Source organism: Cupriavidus sp. 05L411 (assembly GCF_056398045.1).
In genome coordinates this window covers 240591-257021 of the sequence record NZ_JBFTOQ010000001.1, presented here as the reverse complement: position 1 = coordinate 257021, position 16431 = coordinate 240591, and the positions used below count along the sequence as shown (strand labels likewise).

The following is a 16431-nucleotide window of genomic DNA, read 5'->3' as shown; positions in this document are numbered from 1 at the left end:
CGCCACGCCCTCCAGAACGATCCGAGACAGCCCAAGACAGCCCGACATATGACGCTCCCCGACTCCACTTCCGCCACCCTGCAGCTTGGCGCCTGCGCCGTCGTCGGCCAGCCTGCGGCGGCCATCGACACGCCGGCGCTGATGCTCGACCTCGATGCCTTTGAGCGCAACCTGACGCAGATGCAGCAGGCCGCCGACCGCGCGGGCGTACAACTGCGCCCGCATGCCAAGGCGCACAAATGCCCGGAGATAGCGCTGGCGCAGATCGCGCGCGGCGCGGCCGGCATCTGCTGCCAGAAGGTCAGCGAGGCGCTGCCGTTCGTGCAGGCGGGGGTCAGGGACATCCATATCAGCAACGAGATTGCCGGGGCGGCCAAGGCCGCGCTGCTGGCCCGCCTGGCGCGGCATGCACGGATGAGCGTTTGCGTGGATGACGCGCGCCAGGTCGCCGCGCTGGCGCAAGCCGCCGCGCAGGCCGGCAGCAGCATCGGAGTGTTCGTCGAGATCGACGTGGGCCAGGGACGCTGCGGCGTGGCCGACGCGCCTGCCGCGCTGCGCCTCGTTCAAGCCATCGGCGCGCACCCGCAACTAGCGTTCCGCGGCTTGCAGGCGTATCACGGCGGCATCCAGCATGTGCGCGATTACGCTGCGCGCCGGCAAGCTGCAGCCGACGCCGCGGCGCGTACCGCCGCCATCGTCGCCGAACTAGCCGAGGCCGGCGTGGCTTGCGCCACAGTGACGGGCGGCGGCAGCGGCAGCGTGGAGTTCGACCTGAAGAGCGGCGTCTATACCGAAATCCAGCCCGGCTCCTATATCTTCATGGACGCCGACTACGGCCGCAACGACTACGGCGGCGCGCTGCGTTTCGAGCACAGCCTGTTTATCGCCACCACCGTGATGAGCGTGGCGGCGGCAACGCGGCCCTCGCCGCGCGTTGTGCTGGACGCGGGCCTGAAATCGATGGCGGTGGATTCTGGCCTGCCGTTGGTGTGGGGCGCCAATGGCCAGGACCACGCGCTGGCCTATGTGGCGGCCAACGACGAGCACGGCATCGTCGAGCCCGTGCCCGGCACCAATGCGGCGGGCCTGCCGGGCCTCGGCAGCCAGGTGCTGCTGGTGCCCGGCCATTGCGACCCCACCCTCAACCTGTACGACGAGATCGTTGGCGTGCGCGGGCAGGCCGTGGCCTGCTTGTGGCCGGTGTCGGCGCGCGGGCTGAGCCGCTAGCGCGATCCGGATGCCTCGCCGCCGCACCTGCCATGCCGACGCGGCGCTTCCCCCCACCTGCCAGAGAATTCACCATGACCCAGACCGATAACCTGCTTGCCCAATCCGCCGTGGCGCTGCGCCGCCTGATCGGCAGCAAGGAGATCTCGCCCGTTGAGCTGCTTGAGGCGTGCATCGCCCGCATCGAGGCGGTCAACCCCTTTATCAACGCCATCACCGCCACCTGCTATGAACGCGCCCGCGAAGAAGCCCGCGCGGCCGAGCGCGCCGTGCTCGACGGCGCGCCGCTGGGCCTGCTGCACGGCCTGCCGCTGGGCGTGAAGGACCTGGAAGCCACGGCCGGCCTGCTCACCACCTATGGCTCGCCGCTGTACCGCGACAACGTGCCCAGCGCCGACAACGTGCTGGTGGCCCGGCTGCGCGCGGCCGGCGCCATCGTCACCGGCAAGACCAACATCCCGGAGATGGGCGCGGGCGCCAACTCGCGCAACGCGGTGTGGGGCGCCACCGGCAACCCCTTCAACCCCAACCTGAATGCAGGGGGATCCTCGGGCGGCTCCGCTGCCGCGCTGGCGACCGACATGCTGCCGGTCTGCACCGGCTCGGACACCGGCGGCTCACTGCGCATCCCCGCCGCCAAATGCGGCGTGGTGGGCTTCCGCCCGTCGCCTGGCGTGGTGCCGAGCTCGCGCAAGCTGCTGGGCTGGACGCCCATTTCCGTAGTCGGCCCGATGGGCCGCACCGTGGCCGATGCCTGCCTGCAGCTGGCGGCCTCGGCCGGCGTCTCGGCCAGCGACCCGCTCACCTATGCGCTCGACCCGATGTCATTCCTGCTGCCCGCCAATGTCGACCTGGGCTCGCTGCGGGTGGGCTGGACCGAGGATTTCGGCGTGTGCGCGGTCGACAACCAGATCCGGCAGGTCTTTCGCGACAAGATTGCCGCCATGCGGCACCTGTTCCGCAGTTGCGACGAGATCCAGTTCGACCTGGGCGACGCGCACCGCTGCTTCGACGTGCTGCGCGCCGAGAGTTTTGTCGCCGGCATGCACGAGGCCTATCAGCGCGATCCGCAGAGCCTGGGCCCGAACACGCGCGCCAACTATGAGATGGGCGCGGCCATGTCGCTGGTCGACAGCGCCTGGGCGCAAGCCGAGCAGACGCGCATCCTGGGCCGCTTCCAGGCCGCCTTTGAAGACTACGACGTGATCCTGTCGCCAACCACGCCGGTGTCGCCGTTCCCGTGGACCAGCCTCTACGCCGAGACCATCAACGGCGAAAAGCAGGAGAACTACTACCGCTGGCTGGCCCCTACCTACGTGGTCACGCTCACCACCCACCCCGCCATCAGCCTGCCCTGCGGCCTGGACCATGCCGGCATGCCGTTCGGGCTGCAGGTGGTGGGCCGCTTCCGCGCCGATCACCATACGCTGGCCGTGGCGCATGCCATGGAGCAAGCCTTTGCAGGGTCGGATGCGCTGCGCCGTCCGCTGCCGCGGCTGGACCAGTTGCGCGCGGCGCAGCCCGGGCTGAAGTCGATCGTCACCGCGCCGCCGGTGCTGGATGGCTCGCCGGGTGGTGCCGCTTCGGTATCGGCCGTCTAGCGCAGCCCCCGCAGCCCGCGCGCCAGCGCTACTTTCCGGCTGCAGGCTCCACGGATACCGCTACGGCTTCGGTGTACACGGCCTGGACCTGGTCGCCCTTCTTGATGTTCTTCATCTGCTCGGGGTCTTCAACCATCAGGTCCAGCGTATTGCCCTTAGGTCCTCTCAGGGTAACCATCTTGGTCTTGGCATTGATCGCAACGACATCGGCCAGGATCGTCACCTCGCGCCCGGCTGTGCCACCCGGCTTGGCACCCGGTGCGGACCGGTCCATCGACTCATGCTCGCTGACCGCACTCTTGCCGCCGCCCTGCTTCTTGAGCGTCAGGGTGATGGCTTCCTTGTACTCAGCGGTCACCACGTCGCCGACCTTCAACTGGTCGAAATTGCGGGCGTCCTCACCCACCACCAGACTGACCACCTTGCCCTTCTTGTCCTTCAGCGAAACTGTCCTGGTGGCCGCTTCGATGGCAACCACCGTGGCCGTGACCCTGGCGGTCCCTGACATGGTCACCTGGCCCGGTGCTTTCTTGACCTCCACCTGGGTTTCGGGCTGGGCCAGCGCCGAACCCGCCATCACCGCCAGCGCGGCCGCGACCAGAAAATGCTTGCTGTTCATTCCGCTCTCCTTGACACACCAGTAGTGCCTCCCCTAAGAGTGGGTTCCATGGCAGGCGAAGACAATGGGACCTTGGTCCAACGCTTCACCAGGTCGGGACTGGCTGGTCTGAACGCGCATGGAACTGTCAGGTTGCCGGCGTAGTCAGGGTTGACAATGCATGAGACCCCGGACAGTGAATCCGTCTGTTTGGGACATGCCATGCTGGCTGTGGCGTCTGCGTCTCACCGTACCTGCATCGCCCCCTCAAATCTGATCCGGTCTTTTTCTGAGCCGTTGCTTCTGTTATCCACCGCAAGCTACCGGTAGCATGTTGTCCATGGCATGCCGCCAATCTCCCAGCCTCACTGCTGCCCCATCCATGGACATCCCTGCATCAAACCCGGCCGCCTCGGCGGGTTTCCTTTTGCGAGCAACCTCCCTCGGCCTTTCGCCACGCCAGTCAGCCCACGAAAAAGGGCACCTCTATGCGCTCGGCCTGTGGTCTACTCTATGTACGCGTGCGCCGGAAACGCAACGTGAATGGACCGCACCCGAACTGGCCGGCCAAGCCTGTTCCCAATGCCCCAAGGAGATCACGACATGTTTGGCTTGAGCGCGCTCGACCTGGCACGGATCCAGTTCGGCTTCACGATTTCCTTCCATATCATCTTCCCGGCCATCACCATCGGCATGGCGAGCTACCTCGCCGTGCTGGAAGGCTGCTGGCTGCGCACGCAAGACACGGTCTACCGCGACCTCTATCACTTCTGGTCCAAGATCTTTGCCGTCAACTTCGGCATGGGCGTGGTCTCGGGGCTGGTGATGGCGTACCAGTTCGGCACCAACTGGAGTTTCTTCTCGGACTTCGCCGGCAGCGTGACCGGCCCCTTGCTGGCCTACGAGGTGCTGACCGCGTTCTTCCTGGAGGCCGGCTTCCTGGGCGTGATGCTGTTCGGCTGGAGCCGGGTCGGCCCAGGGCTGCATTTCTTCGCCACGCTGATGGTGGCGCTCGGCACCCTGATCTCGGCGACGTGGATCCTGGCCTCCAATAGCTGGATGCAAACCCCGCAGGGCTACGAGATCGTCGATGGCCGCGTGGTGCCGGTGGACTGGCTGGCGGTGATCTTCAACCCGTCGTTCCCGTACCGCCTCTTGCATATGAGCGTGGCGGCCTTCCTCGCCACCGCGCTGTTCGTGGGCGCCTCCGCCGCCTGGCACCTGCTGCGCCGGCGCGATAACCCGGCCATCCGCAAGATGCTGTCGATGGCCATGTGGATGCTGCTGATCGTGGCCCCGATCCAGGCCGTCATTGGCGACATGCACGGCATCAACACGCTCAAGCACCAGCCGGCCAAGATCGCCGCGCTCGAAGGCCACTGGGAAAACCACGGCGACGAGCCGCTGCCCCTGATCGTGTTCGGCTGGCCCGACATGGCACGCGAGGAAACCCGCTTTGCGGTGGAAATCCCGCGCCTGGGCAGCCTTATCCTCACCCATAGCCTGGATGGCCAGATCCAGGGCCTGAAAGAGTTCGCGCCGCAAGACCGGCCCAACTCCACCATCATCTTCTGGAGCTTCCGCCTGATGGTGGGGCTGGGCATGCTGATGATCCTGCTCGGCCTCTGGAGCCTGCTGCTGCGCCGTGGCGGCAAGCTGTTCCACGCGCGCGCGTTCCTGCGCATGGCGCTGTGGATGGGCCCGACCGGATTGATCGCGATCCTGGCCGGCTGGTTCACCACCGAGATCGGGCGCCAGCCGTGGGTCGTCTACGGCGTGATGCGCACCGCCGACGCGGTCTCGCCGCACGGCGTGCCGGAACTGGCGTTCTCGCTCGCGCTGTTCGTGGTGGCTTATTTCTTCGTCTTCGGCGTGGGCATCGCCTACATGATGCGGCTGGTGCGCAAAGGCCCGGTCGAGCATGAGGGCGATCCGGAACCCGACGGCGGACACGCCGTGGAAGGCACGCCGGCGCGACCGCTCTCCGCGGTGGACGATCCGGGCGATGTACCTGGCGCGGTCGCTTCCACCAACCGCCTGGCCGATAGCAGGAGCTGATCATCATGGGCATCGACCTCTCTCTGATCTGGGCCGTCATCATCTTCTTTGGCGTGATGATGTATGTGGTGATGGACGGTTTCGACCTGGGCATCGGCATGCTGTATCCCTTCGTGCCGGACCGCCATGACCGCGACGTCATGATGAACACGGTGGCACCTGTGTGGGACGGCAACGAGACCTGGCTGGTGCTCGGCGGCGCGGGCCTGCTGGCCGCGTTTCCGCTGGCCTACTCGGTGGTGCTCAGCGCGCTCTACCTGCCGCTGATCTTTATGCTGCTGGGGCTGATCTTTCGCGGCGTGGCGTTCGAGTTCCGCTTCAAGGCCAATGACCGCGAGCGCCACGTCTGGGACAAGGCGTTTATCTGCGGCTCGCTGGTGGCGGCATTCTTCCAGGGCGTTTCGCTGGGCGCGTATATCGACGGCATCAAGGTGACCGGGCGCACCTTCTCGGGCGGCCCGCTGGACTGGCTGCAGCCCTTCCCGCTGTTCTGCGGCATTGGCGTGGTGGTGGCGTACACCGTGCTGGGCAGCACCTGGCTGATCATGAAAACCGAAGGCAAGCTGCATGAGCGCATGCTGGAACTCACCGGCAAGCTGGCCTGGGTGTTGCTGGCTGTCATTGCGGTCATCAGCGTCTGGACGCCGCTGTCGCAGCCGCGCATTGCCGAGCGCTGGTTCAGCCTGCCCAACCTGTTCTGGTTCTCGCCGGTGCCGCTGCTGGTGGCGTTTGCCATGTACCGGCTGATCCGCTCGTTGCAGCAGCATGCGCACCTCGCGCCGTTCATGTACACGCTGGCGCTGGTCTTCCTGGGCTATAGCGGGCTGGCGATCAGCGTATGGCCGAATATCGTGCCGCCGGATATCTCGATCTGGGACGCCTCCTCGCCACCGCAAAGCCAGGGCTTTGCGCTGGTGGGCGCGCTGTTCATCATTCCCTTCATCCTGATGTACACGGTGTGGGCCTATTACGTGTTCCGAGGCAAGGTGAAACACGGCGAGGGGTATCACTGATGCCAGCGACGCAGCACCGCCGGCGACCGCCGGATGATGCGCCCAGGCCGTGGCTCAAGCGGGTCGGCTGGATGGCGCTGATCTGGGTGGCCAGCGTGGCTGCGCTAGGCGTGGCGGCTTTGCTGCTGCGCCTGCTGATGCGGCTGGCAGGCATGCATAGCTGAGGGGCGTTTGCGGCCCGGCGCCCCGGCATCTTCGGGGCGCGGTCCTTTGACCGTTTATCTTTGACCTTTGACCCTCAGCGGCTCACGCCGAAAGTCCACCATCCACGCCAATGCTCTGGCCGTGGATAAAGCGCCCGGCTGGCGATGCCAGCAACACCGCCAGTCCCGCTACATCCTTCGCCTCGCCGATCCGCCGCATCGGAATCGCGGCGGCCAGGCGTGCCTCCTGTTCCGGGTTACCCCATAGCGCCTCGCGCGAGAACTCCGTGCGCACCGGCCCGGGGTTGATCGCATTCACGTTGATCCCCTTCGGCCCGAGCTCCAGCGCCAGGCTGCGCACCGCGCCGTCCGTTGCGGCCTTGGTGATGCTGTACATGCCGAGCATGGCCGAGCCGCGCTTGGCGGCGATGCTCGACATGAAAATGACGGCACCGTCGCCACGCTCGACCATCTGCGGCGCCAACGCATTGACCAGCACCAGGTTGCCTCGCACATTGCCCGCCATGGCCTGCTCGAACACTTCCGGGCCCTGGCTCAGCAGCGCGCCCGCCGTGCCGCTGCCCGCCGCGTTCAGCACCAGCGCATCCACGCGGCCGTAGGCATCCAGCGCTTGCCTGGCAAACGCCTGGACGCTCGCAACGTTGCCGATATCGCAAGCGATGCCCTTGGCCTTGAAGCCCTCGCCCTCCAGTGCGGCCGCTACCGCCTCGGAAGCGGCCTGGTCACGGCCGGATACCACGAGCGCGGCGCCGGAGGTGCCCAGCGCACGGGCCATTTCCAGGCCCATGCCCTTGGTGGAGCCGGTGATGACGGCAACGCGGCCGGTGAGATCGAACAGGTTCTGCATGACGGATTCTCCTGATACAGAGGAACAGAAAAGCGACGCCGCCCGCATCTGCGATGCCGCGCGGCGACGCCGGTTTAAATGATGGCAACATCTATTGAATAAATTATGGTCGTCATATAAAATCCGGTCAAGCAAAGTTTCAACAGGAGAGCCCGATATGGCGCGCGCATCACGAGAGCAGGCAGACAAGCACAGGGAAGCCATCGAGCAGGCTTCCTCCAAGCTATTCCGCGAGCGCGGCCTGAACGGCGTGAGCGTGGCCGAACTGATGGCCAGCGCCGGCCTCACGCACGGTGGCTTCTATGGGCACTTCGCGTCCAAGGACGCGCTGGCCGCGCTGGCGAGCAAGCGCGCCTTCGAGGAATCCGCGCGGCGCTGGTCGCGCCGCATCGAGCGCGCCAAAGGCGACAAGCAAGCGATGCGCACCAGCCTGGTTGAGGCCTACCTCACCACGGCGCATTGCGCCAACCGCGGCGATGGCTGCGCGGCGGTGGCACTCGCCGGCGACATTGCCCGCGAGCCGGCGGACAAGCCGGTGCGCCAGGTCTATATTGACGGCCTCAAGGTCATGGTCGAGGACTGGATGAAGACGGTCGAGCACGCCGACCCGGCCGAGCGCCGCAAGCTGGCGCTGGGACAGCTGGCCATGCTGGTGGGCGCCATGACGCTGGCACGTGCCACGGAGGGCGATGCCCTTTCCGAAGACATCCTGGCCGCGGCGCGCGACATGCTGCTGAGCCCGAATCCGCAGTAACAGCAAGGGCCAACGCCCCAAGACAAACCAAACGCCCCCCGGAACCCGACCCATGTTCGCTCAAGCACTTTCCAGCCGGCTCGATCGGCGCGGCATCCACTACGCATGGCTGATCGCCGCCATCACCTTCTGCGTGATGCTGACCACCTCGGCCGCGCTCGGCCTGCCCGGCGCCTTCCTCAAGCCGCTGACGCGCGAGATGGGCTGGGACACGGATCAGATCTCATCCATCCTCGCGTTTCGCTTTGCACTGTTCGGCCTGATGGCCCCGTTCTCAGCGATCCTGATGGAGCGTTTCGGCGTGCGCAACGTGGTGTGGGCGGCGCTGGCGCTGATTGCCGGCGGCATGGCGCTGGCCACTGTGGCCACCGAGCTGTGGCAATTGTTCATTGCCTGGGGCCTGATGCTCGGCGTTGGCTCTGGCCTGACCGCGCTGGTGCTCGCGGCCGTGGTCGCCAGCCGCTGGTTCAGCGCGCGCCGCGGGCTGGTGATCGGTATCCTGACCGCCAGTTCGGCCACCGGCCAGCTGGCGTTCCTGCCCGTGGCCGCCTGGCTGATCGAGCACATGGGCTGGCGCATCGCGGTGCTGCCGGTGCTGGGCGCCTGCGCGGTGCTGGCCGTGCTGGTGTTCTGCTTCATGCGCAACCGTCCGGCCGACGTGGGCCTGGCTGCGTTCGGTGAAGTGCCCGTGCACGTGCAAGCCGCCACGGCACCGCCCAGCGCGCCCGCGCCGCTGACCTTGCGCGGGCCCTTCGTGGTGCTGCGCGACGCCGCCCGCAACCAGACCTTCTGGATCCTGGCCGGCACCTTCTTCATCTGCGGGCTGAGCACCAACGGCCTGATCCAGACGCACTTCATCTCGCTGTGTGCGGACTTCGGCATGGCCGCCGTGCCGGCCGCCGGCGCGCTGGCGATGATGGGCGCGTTCGACTTTGTCGGCACCATTCTCTCGGGCTGGCTGTCGGATCGTTATGACTGCCGCAAGCTGCTGTTCTGGTATTACGGCCTGCGCGGCCTGTCGCTGTTCTGGCTGCCCCACTCCACGTTCACGCTGTACGGCTTGTCCATCTTTGCCATGTTCTATGGCCTGGACTGGATCGCCACGGTGCCGCCCACGGTCAGGCTGGCAGGCTCGGTATTCGGCAAGGAGCGCGCGCCGATGGTGTTCGGCTGGATCTTTGCCGCCCACCAGGTCGGCGCGGCCACGGCTGCATTTGGCGCGGGCCTTACCCGTACCTTGCTGCTGACCTACACACCGGCGCTGTACGCCGCGGGCGCGGCGTGCGTGGTGGCTGCGCTGCTGGCGTTGATGGTCCGGCGCCCCGGCACGCAGCCCAGCGGCGCGGCCTCGCAAGCAGCCAAGGCCTGACATTCGCGGCGCTCGCCGCCGCCGCGTTGCCCTCGTCGCCATGACAAGGGCGACGCGGCACGCTTGATCCTCGCTCCTCGCGGTACTTCCCGCCTTACGCCTCACCTTACGCCTCGCTTCCTCTCCCTTCGTCGTGCTCTGCGGCCATTCCTGGCGCCGCGCTTTCCTCGTTTTTTTGTCCCCCAACCCGCCATCCAGGCAGGGTCTGTGCTTCTGCGTGCCTGTCCCATCAAGAATACAAATGGGCGCATCAGCATTCTTTGCCTCCCTGTCACCCGCATGACAACCCCTTTTCTTACTCTGCCAACGCGTCACGGGGAGCGTGATCGGACGCGCCGCCGGAGCGGCGCGCCGCGTTGGATAACAGAAAAGAGGAACCGGATATGGCATGGAAACAGCAGGCACGCATGGCATGTGGCCTGGCCCTGGCGGGCACGGTAGCGGCATGCGGCGGCGGCAGCGACTCGCCGGCAGTGGTAGCCCCCGATCAGAACAACACGGGCGGCAGTGGAGTTGCCAGCAAGAAAGTGCTGCTGGTCGGCGTGGACGGCGCCACTTATAGCCAGCTGCAAAACGGCATCGCCCAGCGCACGTTGCCCAACCTGGCCACGCTGTCGATCACGCCAGCATCGACCGGCGGCCGGCTCGGCACCACCACCGAGCAGGTTCCGCTTGCCGGTCCGAGCTGGGCCACCGTCCTCGCCGGCAACTGGGCGAACCGCCACGGCGTCAGCGACGACGTAGCCGCGGCCGCAGGCCTGCGCACGCCGAGCTTGTTTCAGTACTTGCGCGCCAGCGCCGGCTCGAGCGCGCTGCGCCGCGGCGCCGCTACCAGCGCGCCCGTGTTGCCGGCGTTGCTCAAGGCCGACGTGGCCGCGGGCAATCTCGACTCCGTGCGCGACTGCACCGCTGACGACAACTGCGTGGCGCAAGAGGGCGTGAAGCTGGTGCAGTCCGGCTACGACGTGGTCTTCACCCAGTTCAGCGCACCCGGCCTGGCCGCTGCCGCCCAAGGCTTCCAGGGCGGCAGCTACGCTACCGCGCTGTCCGCCTTCGACCAGACACTCGGCAAGCTGCTGGCCGCCGTGCAGGCTCGCCGCGCGGCCAATGCCAACGAAGACTGGCTGGTCGCCGTGACCACCAGTCATGGTCTGGACGCGACGGGTTCCACCACCACGCTGCCGACGGTGCCAAACCGCACCACCTTCATCGCGCTCAACAAGCCCTTCAACACGGCGGTGGCCAGCAACCTGCCGGCCGCGCCCGCCAATGCGGACGCGCTGGCGGCACTGCCGACCGAGGCCGACCTGCTGCCCACCATGCTCGCGCACGTCGGCGTGGCCCTGCCCGCCGCCTCGTACCAGATCGACGGCTCGGCCTTGGCCGGCACTGCGGGCGTGCGGGCCTTGCAGTCCGTGGTGGGCAGCACCAACACCTCGCTGGTGCTGTCATGGCAGAACCCCACCACCGCCAGCGGCGACATGACGCTGCTGCGCGACGGCGTGCAGATCGCCACGCTGCCGGCCGGCACGTCCACCTATGAGGACAAGACCATCACCGCGCCGGCCAGCGGCGTGTACCGTTTCAACTACACGCTGGTGCGCAACGGTGTGCCCACCGCGTTGCTGGCGCAGATCAACTACGCCAAGCCGGTCGTGCTGGCCGACACGCTGCGCAACAACCTGGCCGCTTACTACAGCTTCGAGACGCTGCCGGCAACCGACAGCAAGGGCACTACCACCATCGGCCCCTGGGTCCCCGGCACCGATGGCGGCTCGCTGAGCAGCGACAATTTCGGCGGCAAGGCGCTGAAGGTCGATTCGAGAATCGATGCCTATCGGCTCACGCAGAGCGGCGCCGATATCGCACTCGCCCCGCAATTCACCATCGGCTTCTGGTTCAGGTCCGACTGCACCCAGGGCAACGGCACCGGCGAGCCGATCCTGTCCAACAAGGACTGGACCTCCGGCAGCAACCCGGGCATCGCGATCGGCCTGTGGGGCAACTGCTCGGTGAGCTTCAACATCGGCAGCGGCGGCAAGCGCGACGACATCACGGGCATGACGTTCAGCGCCAACCAGTGGACCTACCTGGCCTTGTCGATCAACGCCACGGCCAAGACGTTCAGCGCCTACGTCATCGACCCGGTGCTCGGGCTGCAAAAGGCTGAAAACAAGGCCATCGCCAACACCGACGTGACCAAGCTCAACGGCCTGGCCACCAAGGCCTGGGGCCTCAATGACGATGCCACGCATGCCTATGTGCCGAACAACGGCGGCGCGCTTAAGGGCGTGATGGAGTTCAACGACCTGGCCATGTGGACGCGCCAGCTCAGCCTGGCCGAGCTGCAGACCATCACCGGCTCGCGCCAGCCGCTGTCCACGCTCAACCCTTGATACCCATTTACCCCGAGAGCAAACATCATCATGAAGCCTTCGATCTCCTTCTTTGCCCGGCCAGGCTGGCTGGCGGCACTGGCGCTGTGCGCCGCGCTTGCCGCCTGCGGCGGCGACTCCACCGACAGCAAGCCCGCCGATCCTGCGCAGCCCGGGCAGCCGCCCGCAGCCACGCCGCAGCTGCGCTGCGCGCCTTAACGAGCAGCCGAGAACAGCGGCGACTCGTCCCTAACAGCAGCGCACCGCAGGGCACCGGCCCTGCGCACCGCACGAACCAAACAGTCCAGCATAAAACCAAGATGAGCCTTCACAGCAGACGCAAATTCCTCAAGATGGCCGGCGGCAGCGCCGCTGCCACCGCGGCGCTGGCCGCCTTCCCGCCGTCGATCCGCCGCGCGCTGGCGATTCCCGCCAACAACGCCACCGGCACCATTCGCGATGTGGAGCACGTGGTGATCCTGATGCAGGAAAACCGCTCCTTTGACAATTACTTCGGCACCCTGCAGGGCGTGCGCGGCTTTGGCGATCGTTTCCCGATCCCGCTGGCTGGCGGCCTCAATGTCTGGCAGCAGGCCTACACCAACCGCATCGTGCAGCCGTACCACCTCGACAGCACGGCCGGCAATGCGCAACGCGTCAGCGGCACGCCGCACAGCTACCCCGACGCCCAGAACGCCTGGGACCTGGGCCGCATGAACAAGTGGCCCACCTACAAGAACACCCAGTCGATGGGCTACTACACCCAGACCGAGCTGGACTTCCAGTTCGCACTCGCCAACGCCTTCACGCTGTGCGACGCCTACCACTGCGGCTTCCATGGCGGCACCAACACCAACCGCCTGTTCCACTGGACCGGCACCAACGACCCCACCGGCGCCAATGGCGGCCCGGTGATCGACAACAGCGGCGACTCCATGGGCGCTTCCACCGGCGGCTACCGCTGGACCACATATCCGGAACGCCTGCAGGCGGCGGGCGTGAGCTGGAAGCTGTACCAGAACATGCCGGACAACTTCACCGACAACCCGCTGGCTGGCTTCGTGCAGTACCGCAAGGCCAACGAGGCGCGGGGCAATACGTCCAATGGCAGCCCCTACCCGGCCTATACCATCGCCGACGACGTCATCAACCCGCTTATCAAGGGCATCGGCAACACCATGCCGGACGGCGGCTTCCTGCAAGCGCTGAAGGACGACATCGCCGCGGGCAGCCTGCCGCAGGTATCGTGGATCGTGGCACCGGCAACCTACTCCGAGCACCCGGGGCCTTCCAGCCCGGTGCAAGGCGCCTGGTACACGCAGGAAGTGCTCAATGCGCTGACGGCCAACCCGGCCGTCTGGAGCAAGACCGTGCTCCTGATCAACTTCGACGAGAACGACGGCTTCTTCGACCATGTGCCGCCGCCCTGCGCGCCTGCCTATGACACCAACGGCGTGCTCGCCGGCAAGTCCACCGTCGCTACCGACGGTGAGTACCACACGGACAAGCACCCCTACGGCCCTGGCCCGCGCGTGCCGATGTATGTGGTCTCGCCGTGGAGCCGCGGCGGCTGGGTCAACTCGCAGGTGTTCGACCACACCTCGGTGCTGCGTTTCCTGGAGGCACGCTTCGGCGTCGCCGAGACCAACATCAGCCCATATCGCCGCGCCATCTGCGGCGACATGCTGTCGGCGTTCAACTTCGTCAGCCCGAACAGCGCGGCGCTGCCCAACATCCCCAACCGCACCAAGACCGCTGCTGACAGCGTGCGCACGGTTCAGGAAGGCTTGGCACCGGTTGCGCTGCCCACTGTGGCATTCCAGAGCGCCAACCCTGCCACCCAGACGGTGGGCACGCGGCCCTCGCGCGCGCTGCCCTACGAGCTGCATGTGAGCGGCCGCGAGGATCCGGGCGCCAAGGCCATGTGGCTGCTGCTGAGCAACACCGGCACGGCCGCCGCCGTCTTCCACGTGTACGACCGCCTGCACCTGGACCGCGTGCCGCGCCGCTATGCGGTGGAGCCGGGCAAACAGGTCAATGACAGCTGGGACGTCTTCACCGCCGACAACGGCAAATACGACCTGTGGGTGCTGGGCCCGAACGGCTTCCACCGCGCCTTCCAGGGCGACGTGAGCACCGTGGTCGCCGCGGGCGGCACCGCGCCGGAAATCCGGGTGTGCTACGACATCGCCAATGCCGCCGTCTACCTGACCATGATCAATACCGGCACCAAGGCCTGCACCTTCACCGTCACGCCCGCCGCCTACCGCGACGACGGCCCCTGGACCTTTGACATCCCGGCGGGCAAGCAGCTCGACCAGCACTGGCCCGTCGGGCTACAGGGCAACTGGTACGACTTCGTCGTGACCACCACCCAGGGCAGCTTCCGGCGCCGCTTTGCCGGCCGCCTGGAAACCGGCGCCGACGGGGTGTCCGACCCCGCGCTGGGCAAGCCAGCACGGGCTGTGCCCTGAGCGAAGCCGGGCGTCGGCAGGAACACCTGCTCCTGCCGACGCCCGCGCGCTTTCCATCCTTTGCACCATCGCACTGCCGCGCCAACGGCAGCGCGATGGTGTGCTGTCACATGAACTGTCATAAAACGCCGCTAGACTGGCGTGCTTGCCTTATTCCCACGGAAAACCCCCATGCTCGGCGACCTGCTGACGACGTTCTATGAAGTGGCACGGCAAGGCAGCATCACCACCGCCGCCAAGCAACTTCGCGTAAGCCAGCCCACGGTCACGGGCCGCATCCGCCAGTTGGAAGAGAACTACGGCGTGGAGCTGTTCTACCGGCGCGCTGGCCGGGTCGACCTGAGCGACGTCGGCGTGGCCCTGATGCCGGTGGTGGAGCAGTTGATGCAGCACGAAGGCAGCGCGGATTTCCTGCTGCGCAACGCCGGCAACCTGCATCTCGGCCATCTGCGCATCGGCGCTACCGGCCCCTACTACATCCTGAAGAGCGTAGCCGCGTTTCGCGAACGCTATCCCGCCATCGAGATCAGCATCGATATCGGCAACTCGCAGCAGATGCTGGATGCGCTGATCGAGTACCGCATCGACGTCGCCGTCTCCTCGCACGCCGTGGAGGACGATCGGCTAGCCCGCATTACGCTGGCTACCGACCCAATGGTGCTGGTGGTCAACCCCGCCCACCCGCTGGCGCGCGCGCCCAGCGTCAGCCTGGCGCAGCTGGCAACCTGCCACCTGCTGATCCGCGAGCACGGCTCGATGACGCGCAAGGCCACCGAGACCGCGCTGGACGACGCCGGCTTGCCGCTGCCGGCCAGCACCGTCATCGGTAGCCGCGAAGCCATCTACGAAGCCATTCGCCAGGGCCTTGGCGCAAGCGTGGTGCCGCTGGGGGAAGTGCCGCGCGACCCGGCGCTGTGCGTTGTGCCGTTTGCCAGCCAGCCGCCCGTGCTGCACGAATACCTCTATTGCCTGCAGGGCCGCACGCATACGCGGCTGATCGGGGCCTTCCTGGATTGCCTCGCGCCGCGCAAGGCGGCGTAGGCGCTATCGGCAACCTCAGCAACTCCGGCAACTCCGGCAACTCCGGCAACTTCGCCAAAGGCGGCAAAAATCCCTGATAGCCGCATCGGGATTCTTGCGCCGCGCTTCATCCGTGGGTCATTGCCAGTGGGCATCCTTGCCGCTTTTCCGACCGGAGACGGCGCATGTCCTGCCTTGCCTTGTTTGACCTCGACCACACCTTGCTACCGCTGGATAGCGAATATGAATGGGCACGCTACCTGGTGGAGGCCGGCGCGGCGGATGCCGCCGAAGTCGAGGCCAACAACGCGCTGTGGCTGGCCGAGTACAGCGCCGGACACCTGGACTTCCACCGCCACGCCGCCTTCGCCCTGGGCCTGCTGGCGCGTCATCCGCACGCACAGCTGGAGAGCCTGCGCAGCGGCTTCATGCGCGACGTGATCGCGCCGGCCATCCGCCCCGAGGCGCGCGCGCTGCTGGCCACGCACCAGGACGCCGGCGATCTTTGCTGCATCGTCACCGCCACCTGCCGCTTCGTCACCGAGCCGATCGCCGAGGCGCTGGGCGTGGCGCACCTGCTGGCGGTAGACGCCGGGCGCGACGCGTCGGGCAATTTCACGGGCGCGGTAGACGGCGTGCCGAGTTTCGGGGTGGGCAAGATCACACGTGTGGCGCAGTGGCTGGAATCGCTCGGCATGGCGTGGGCGCAGTTCGAGCGTACCGTGTTCTACAGCGACTCGCGCAACGACATTCCGCTGCTCGAAGCCGTGAGCCACCCAGTGGCCACCAACCCGGACGCCGCGCTGCGCGCGCTGGCCAACACGCGCGGCTGGCCCCTGCTGATGCTGTTTGCTTCGGCCGAGCCGGCGCTGGCCACGGCCTGACACCCGTGACACCCGTGACACCCGGCGCCAGTCACGGGGCTTTCACA

Annotated in this window: 14 protein-coding genes; 12 read left to right on the top strand and 2 right to left on the bottom strand. The window is 67.0% G+C overall.

What is annotated here, in order from left to right; genetic code table 11:
* Window positions 1-48 precede the first annotated feature (48 nt).
* The gene (locus tag AC1DQR_RS01185; RefSeq protein ID WP_416052415.1) at window positions 49-1227 is read left to right on the top strand and encodes a DSD1 family PLP-dependent enzyme; all 1179 of its coding nucleotides are present in this window, start codon (window positions 49-51) and stop codon (window positions 1225-1227) included.
* Window positions 1228-1301: 74 nt separating this feature from the next.
* Window positions 1302-2828 carry an amidase gene (locus AC1DQR_RS01180; RefSeq protein ID WP_416052414.1) on the top strand — a complete coding sequence of 509 codons (1527 nt, stop codon included), beginning with the start codon at window positions 1302-1304 and terminating at the stop codon, window positions 2826-2828.
* A 28-nt stretch (window positions 2829-2856) separates the two neighbouring features.
* On the opposite strand, the gene AC1DQR_RS01175 is transcribed toward AC1DQR_RS01180, so the two are convergent.
* The gene (locus AC1DQR_RS01175) at window positions 2857-3447 is read right to left on the bottom strand and encodes a hypothetical protein (RefSeq protein WP_416052413.1); all 591 of its coding nucleotides are present in this window, start codon (window positions 3445-3447) and stop codon (window positions 2857-2859) included.
* A gap of 582 nt (window positions 3448-4029) precedes the next feature.
* Between AC1DQR_RS01175 and AC1DQR_RS01170 the strand changes: the two genes are divergently transcribed.
* From AC1DQR_RS01170 to AC1DQR_RS01160, 3 genes are read left to right on the top strand one after another with little or no spacing between them, the layout of a single operon-like run.
* Window positions 4030-5484: a cytochrome ubiquinol oxidase subunit I gene (locus AC1DQR_RS01170; protein WP_416052412.1), complete on the top strand. Its 1455-nt coding sequence runs from the start codon at window positions 4030-4032 to the stop codon at window positions 5482-5484.
* A gap of 5 nt (window positions 5485-5489) precedes the next feature.
* Window positions 5490-6497 carry a cytochrome d ubiquinol oxidase subunit II gene (gene cydB, locus AC1DQR_RS01165; RefSeq protein WP_416052411.1) on the top strand — a complete coding sequence of 336 codons (1008 nt, stop codon included), beginning with the start codon at window positions 5490-5492 and terminating at the stop codon, window positions 6495-6497.
* Complete coding sequence (locus AC1DQR_RS01160) at window positions 6497-6661, top strand: DUF2474 family protein (RefSeq protein ID WP_416052410.1); 165 nt, start codon at window positions 6497-6499, stop codon at window positions 6659-6661. The genes cydB and AC1DQR_RS01160 overlap by 1 nt, the downstream gene beginning before the upstream one ends.
* 82 nt (window positions 6662-6743) lie before the next feature.
* Here the strand turns inward: AC1DQR_RS01160 and AC1DQR_RS01155 are convergent, their stop codons facing one another.
* The gene (locus tag AC1DQR_RS01155) at window positions 6744-7508 is read right to left on the bottom strand and encodes an SDR family NAD(P)-dependent oxidoreductase (RefSeq protein ID WP_416052409.1); all 765 of its coding nucleotides are present in this window, start codon (window positions 7506-7508) and stop codon (window positions 6744-6746) included.
* A gap of 157 nt (window positions 7509-7665) precedes the next feature.
* Between AC1DQR_RS01155 and AC1DQR_RS01150 the strand changes: the two genes are divergently transcribed.
* The 7 genes from AC1DQR_RS01150 to AC1DQR_RS01120 all read left to right on the top strand — a co-directional run bounded on the left by AC1DQR_RS01150 (window position 7666) and on the right by AC1DQR_RS01120 (window position 16384).
* Complete coding sequence (locus tag AC1DQR_RS01150; protein ID WP_416052408.1) at window positions 7666-8262, top strand: TetR/AcrR family transcriptional regulator; 597 nt, start codon at window positions 7666-7668, stop codon at window positions 8260-8262.
* Window positions 8263-8314: 52 nt separating this feature from the next.
* Entirely contained in the window at window positions 8315-9631 is a 1317-nt protein-coding gene (locus AC1DQR_RS01145) for an MFS transporter (RefSeq protein ID WP_416052407.1), read from the top strand.
* A gap of 383 nt (window positions 9632-10014) precedes the next feature.
* Window positions 10015-12027 carry a hypothetical protein gene (locus AC1DQR_RS01140; protein ID WP_416052406.1) on the top strand — a complete coding sequence of 671 codons (2013 nt, stop codon included), beginning with the start codon at window positions 10015-10017 and terminating at the stop codon, window positions 12025-12027.
* Window positions 12028-12057: 30 nt separating this feature from the next.
* The gene (locus tag AC1DQR_RS01135) at window positions 12058-12225 is read left to right on the top strand and encodes a hypothetical protein (protein ID WP_416052405.1); all 168 of its coding nucleotides are present in this window, start codon (window positions 12058-12060) and stop codon (window positions 12223-12225) included.
* Between the two features lie 101 nt (window positions 12226-12326).
* Window positions 12327-14480, top strand: coding sequence for a phosphocholine-specific phospholipase C (locus tag AC1DQR_RS01130; RefSeq protein ID WP_416052404.1), 2154 nt, complete (start codon window positions 12327-12329; stop codon window positions 14478-14480).
* 171 nt (window positions 14481-14651) lie between these two features.
* Window positions 14652-15521 (top strand): LysR substrate-binding domain-containing protein, encoded by an 870-nt coding sequence (locus tag AC1DQR_RS01125; RefSeq protein ID WP_416052403.1) that lies wholly within the window; start codon window positions 14652-14654, stop codon window positions 15519-15521.
* 164 nt (window positions 15522-15685) lie between these two features.
* Window positions 15686-16384 carry an HAD family hydrolase gene (locus AC1DQR_RS01120; RefSeq protein WP_477132358.1) on the top strand — a complete coding sequence of 233 codons (699 nt, stop codon included), beginning with the start codon at window positions 15686-15688 and terminating at the stop codon, window positions 16382-16384.
* The last annotated feature ends 47 nt before the right edge of the window (window positions 16385-16431 follow it).

Coding starts and splice junctions, on each gene's coding strand:
- AC1DQR_RS01175 (WP_416052413.1), bottom strand. CDS start 3,447: ATGAACAGCAAGCATTTTCTGGTCGCGGCCGCGCTGGCGGTGATGGCG.
- AC1DQR_RS01145 (WP_416052407.1), top strand. CDS start 8,315: ATGTTCGCTCAAGCACTTTCCAGCCGGCTCGATCGGCGCGGCATCCAC.
- AC1DQR_RS01185 (WP_416052415.1), top strand. CDS start 49: ATGACGCTCCCCGACTCCACTTCCGCCACCCTGCAGCTTGGCGCCTGC.
- cydB (WP_416052411.1), top strand. CDS start 5,490: ATGGGCATCGACCTCTCTCTGATCTGGGCCGTCATCATCTTCTTTGGC.
- AC1DQR_RS01170 (WP_416052412.1), top strand. CDS start 4,030: ATGTTTGGCTTGAGCGCGCTCGACCTGGCACGGATCCAGTTCGGCTTC.
- AC1DQR_RS01160 (WP_416052410.1), top strand. CDS start 6,497: ATGCCAGCGACGCAGCACCGCCGGCGACCGCCGGATGATGCGCCCAGG.
- AC1DQR_RS01120 (WP_477132358.1), top strand. CDS start 15,686: ATGTCCTGCCTTGCCTTGTTTGACCTCGACCACACCTTGCTACCGCTG.
- AC1DQR_RS01150 (WP_416052408.1), top strand. CDS start 7,666: ATGGCGCGCGCATCACGAGAGCAGGCAGACAAGCACAGGGAAGCCATC.
- AC1DQR_RS01155 (WP_416052409.1), bottom strand. CDS start 7,508: ATGCAGAACCTGTTCGATCTCACCGGCCGCGTTGCCGTCATCACCGGC.
- AC1DQR_RS01125 (WP_416052403.1), top strand. CDS start 14,652: ATGCTCGGCGACCTGCTGACGACGTTCTATGAAGTGGCACGGCAAGGC.
- AC1DQR_RS01135 (WP_416052405.1), top strand. CDS start 12,058: ATGAAGCCTTCGATCTCCTTCTTTGCCCGGCCAGGCTGGCTGGCGGCA.
- AC1DQR_RS01130 (WP_416052404.1), top strand. CDS start 12,327: ATGAGCCTTCACAGCAGACGCAAATTCCTCAAGATGGCCGGCGGCAGC.
- AC1DQR_RS01180 (WP_416052414.1), top strand. CDS start 1,302: ATGACCCAGACCGATAACCTGCTTGCCCAATCCGCCGTGGCGCTGCGC.
- AC1DQR_RS01140 (WP_416052406.1), top strand. CDS start 10,015: ATGGCATGGAAACAGCAGGCACGCATGGCATGTGGCCTGGCCCTGGCG.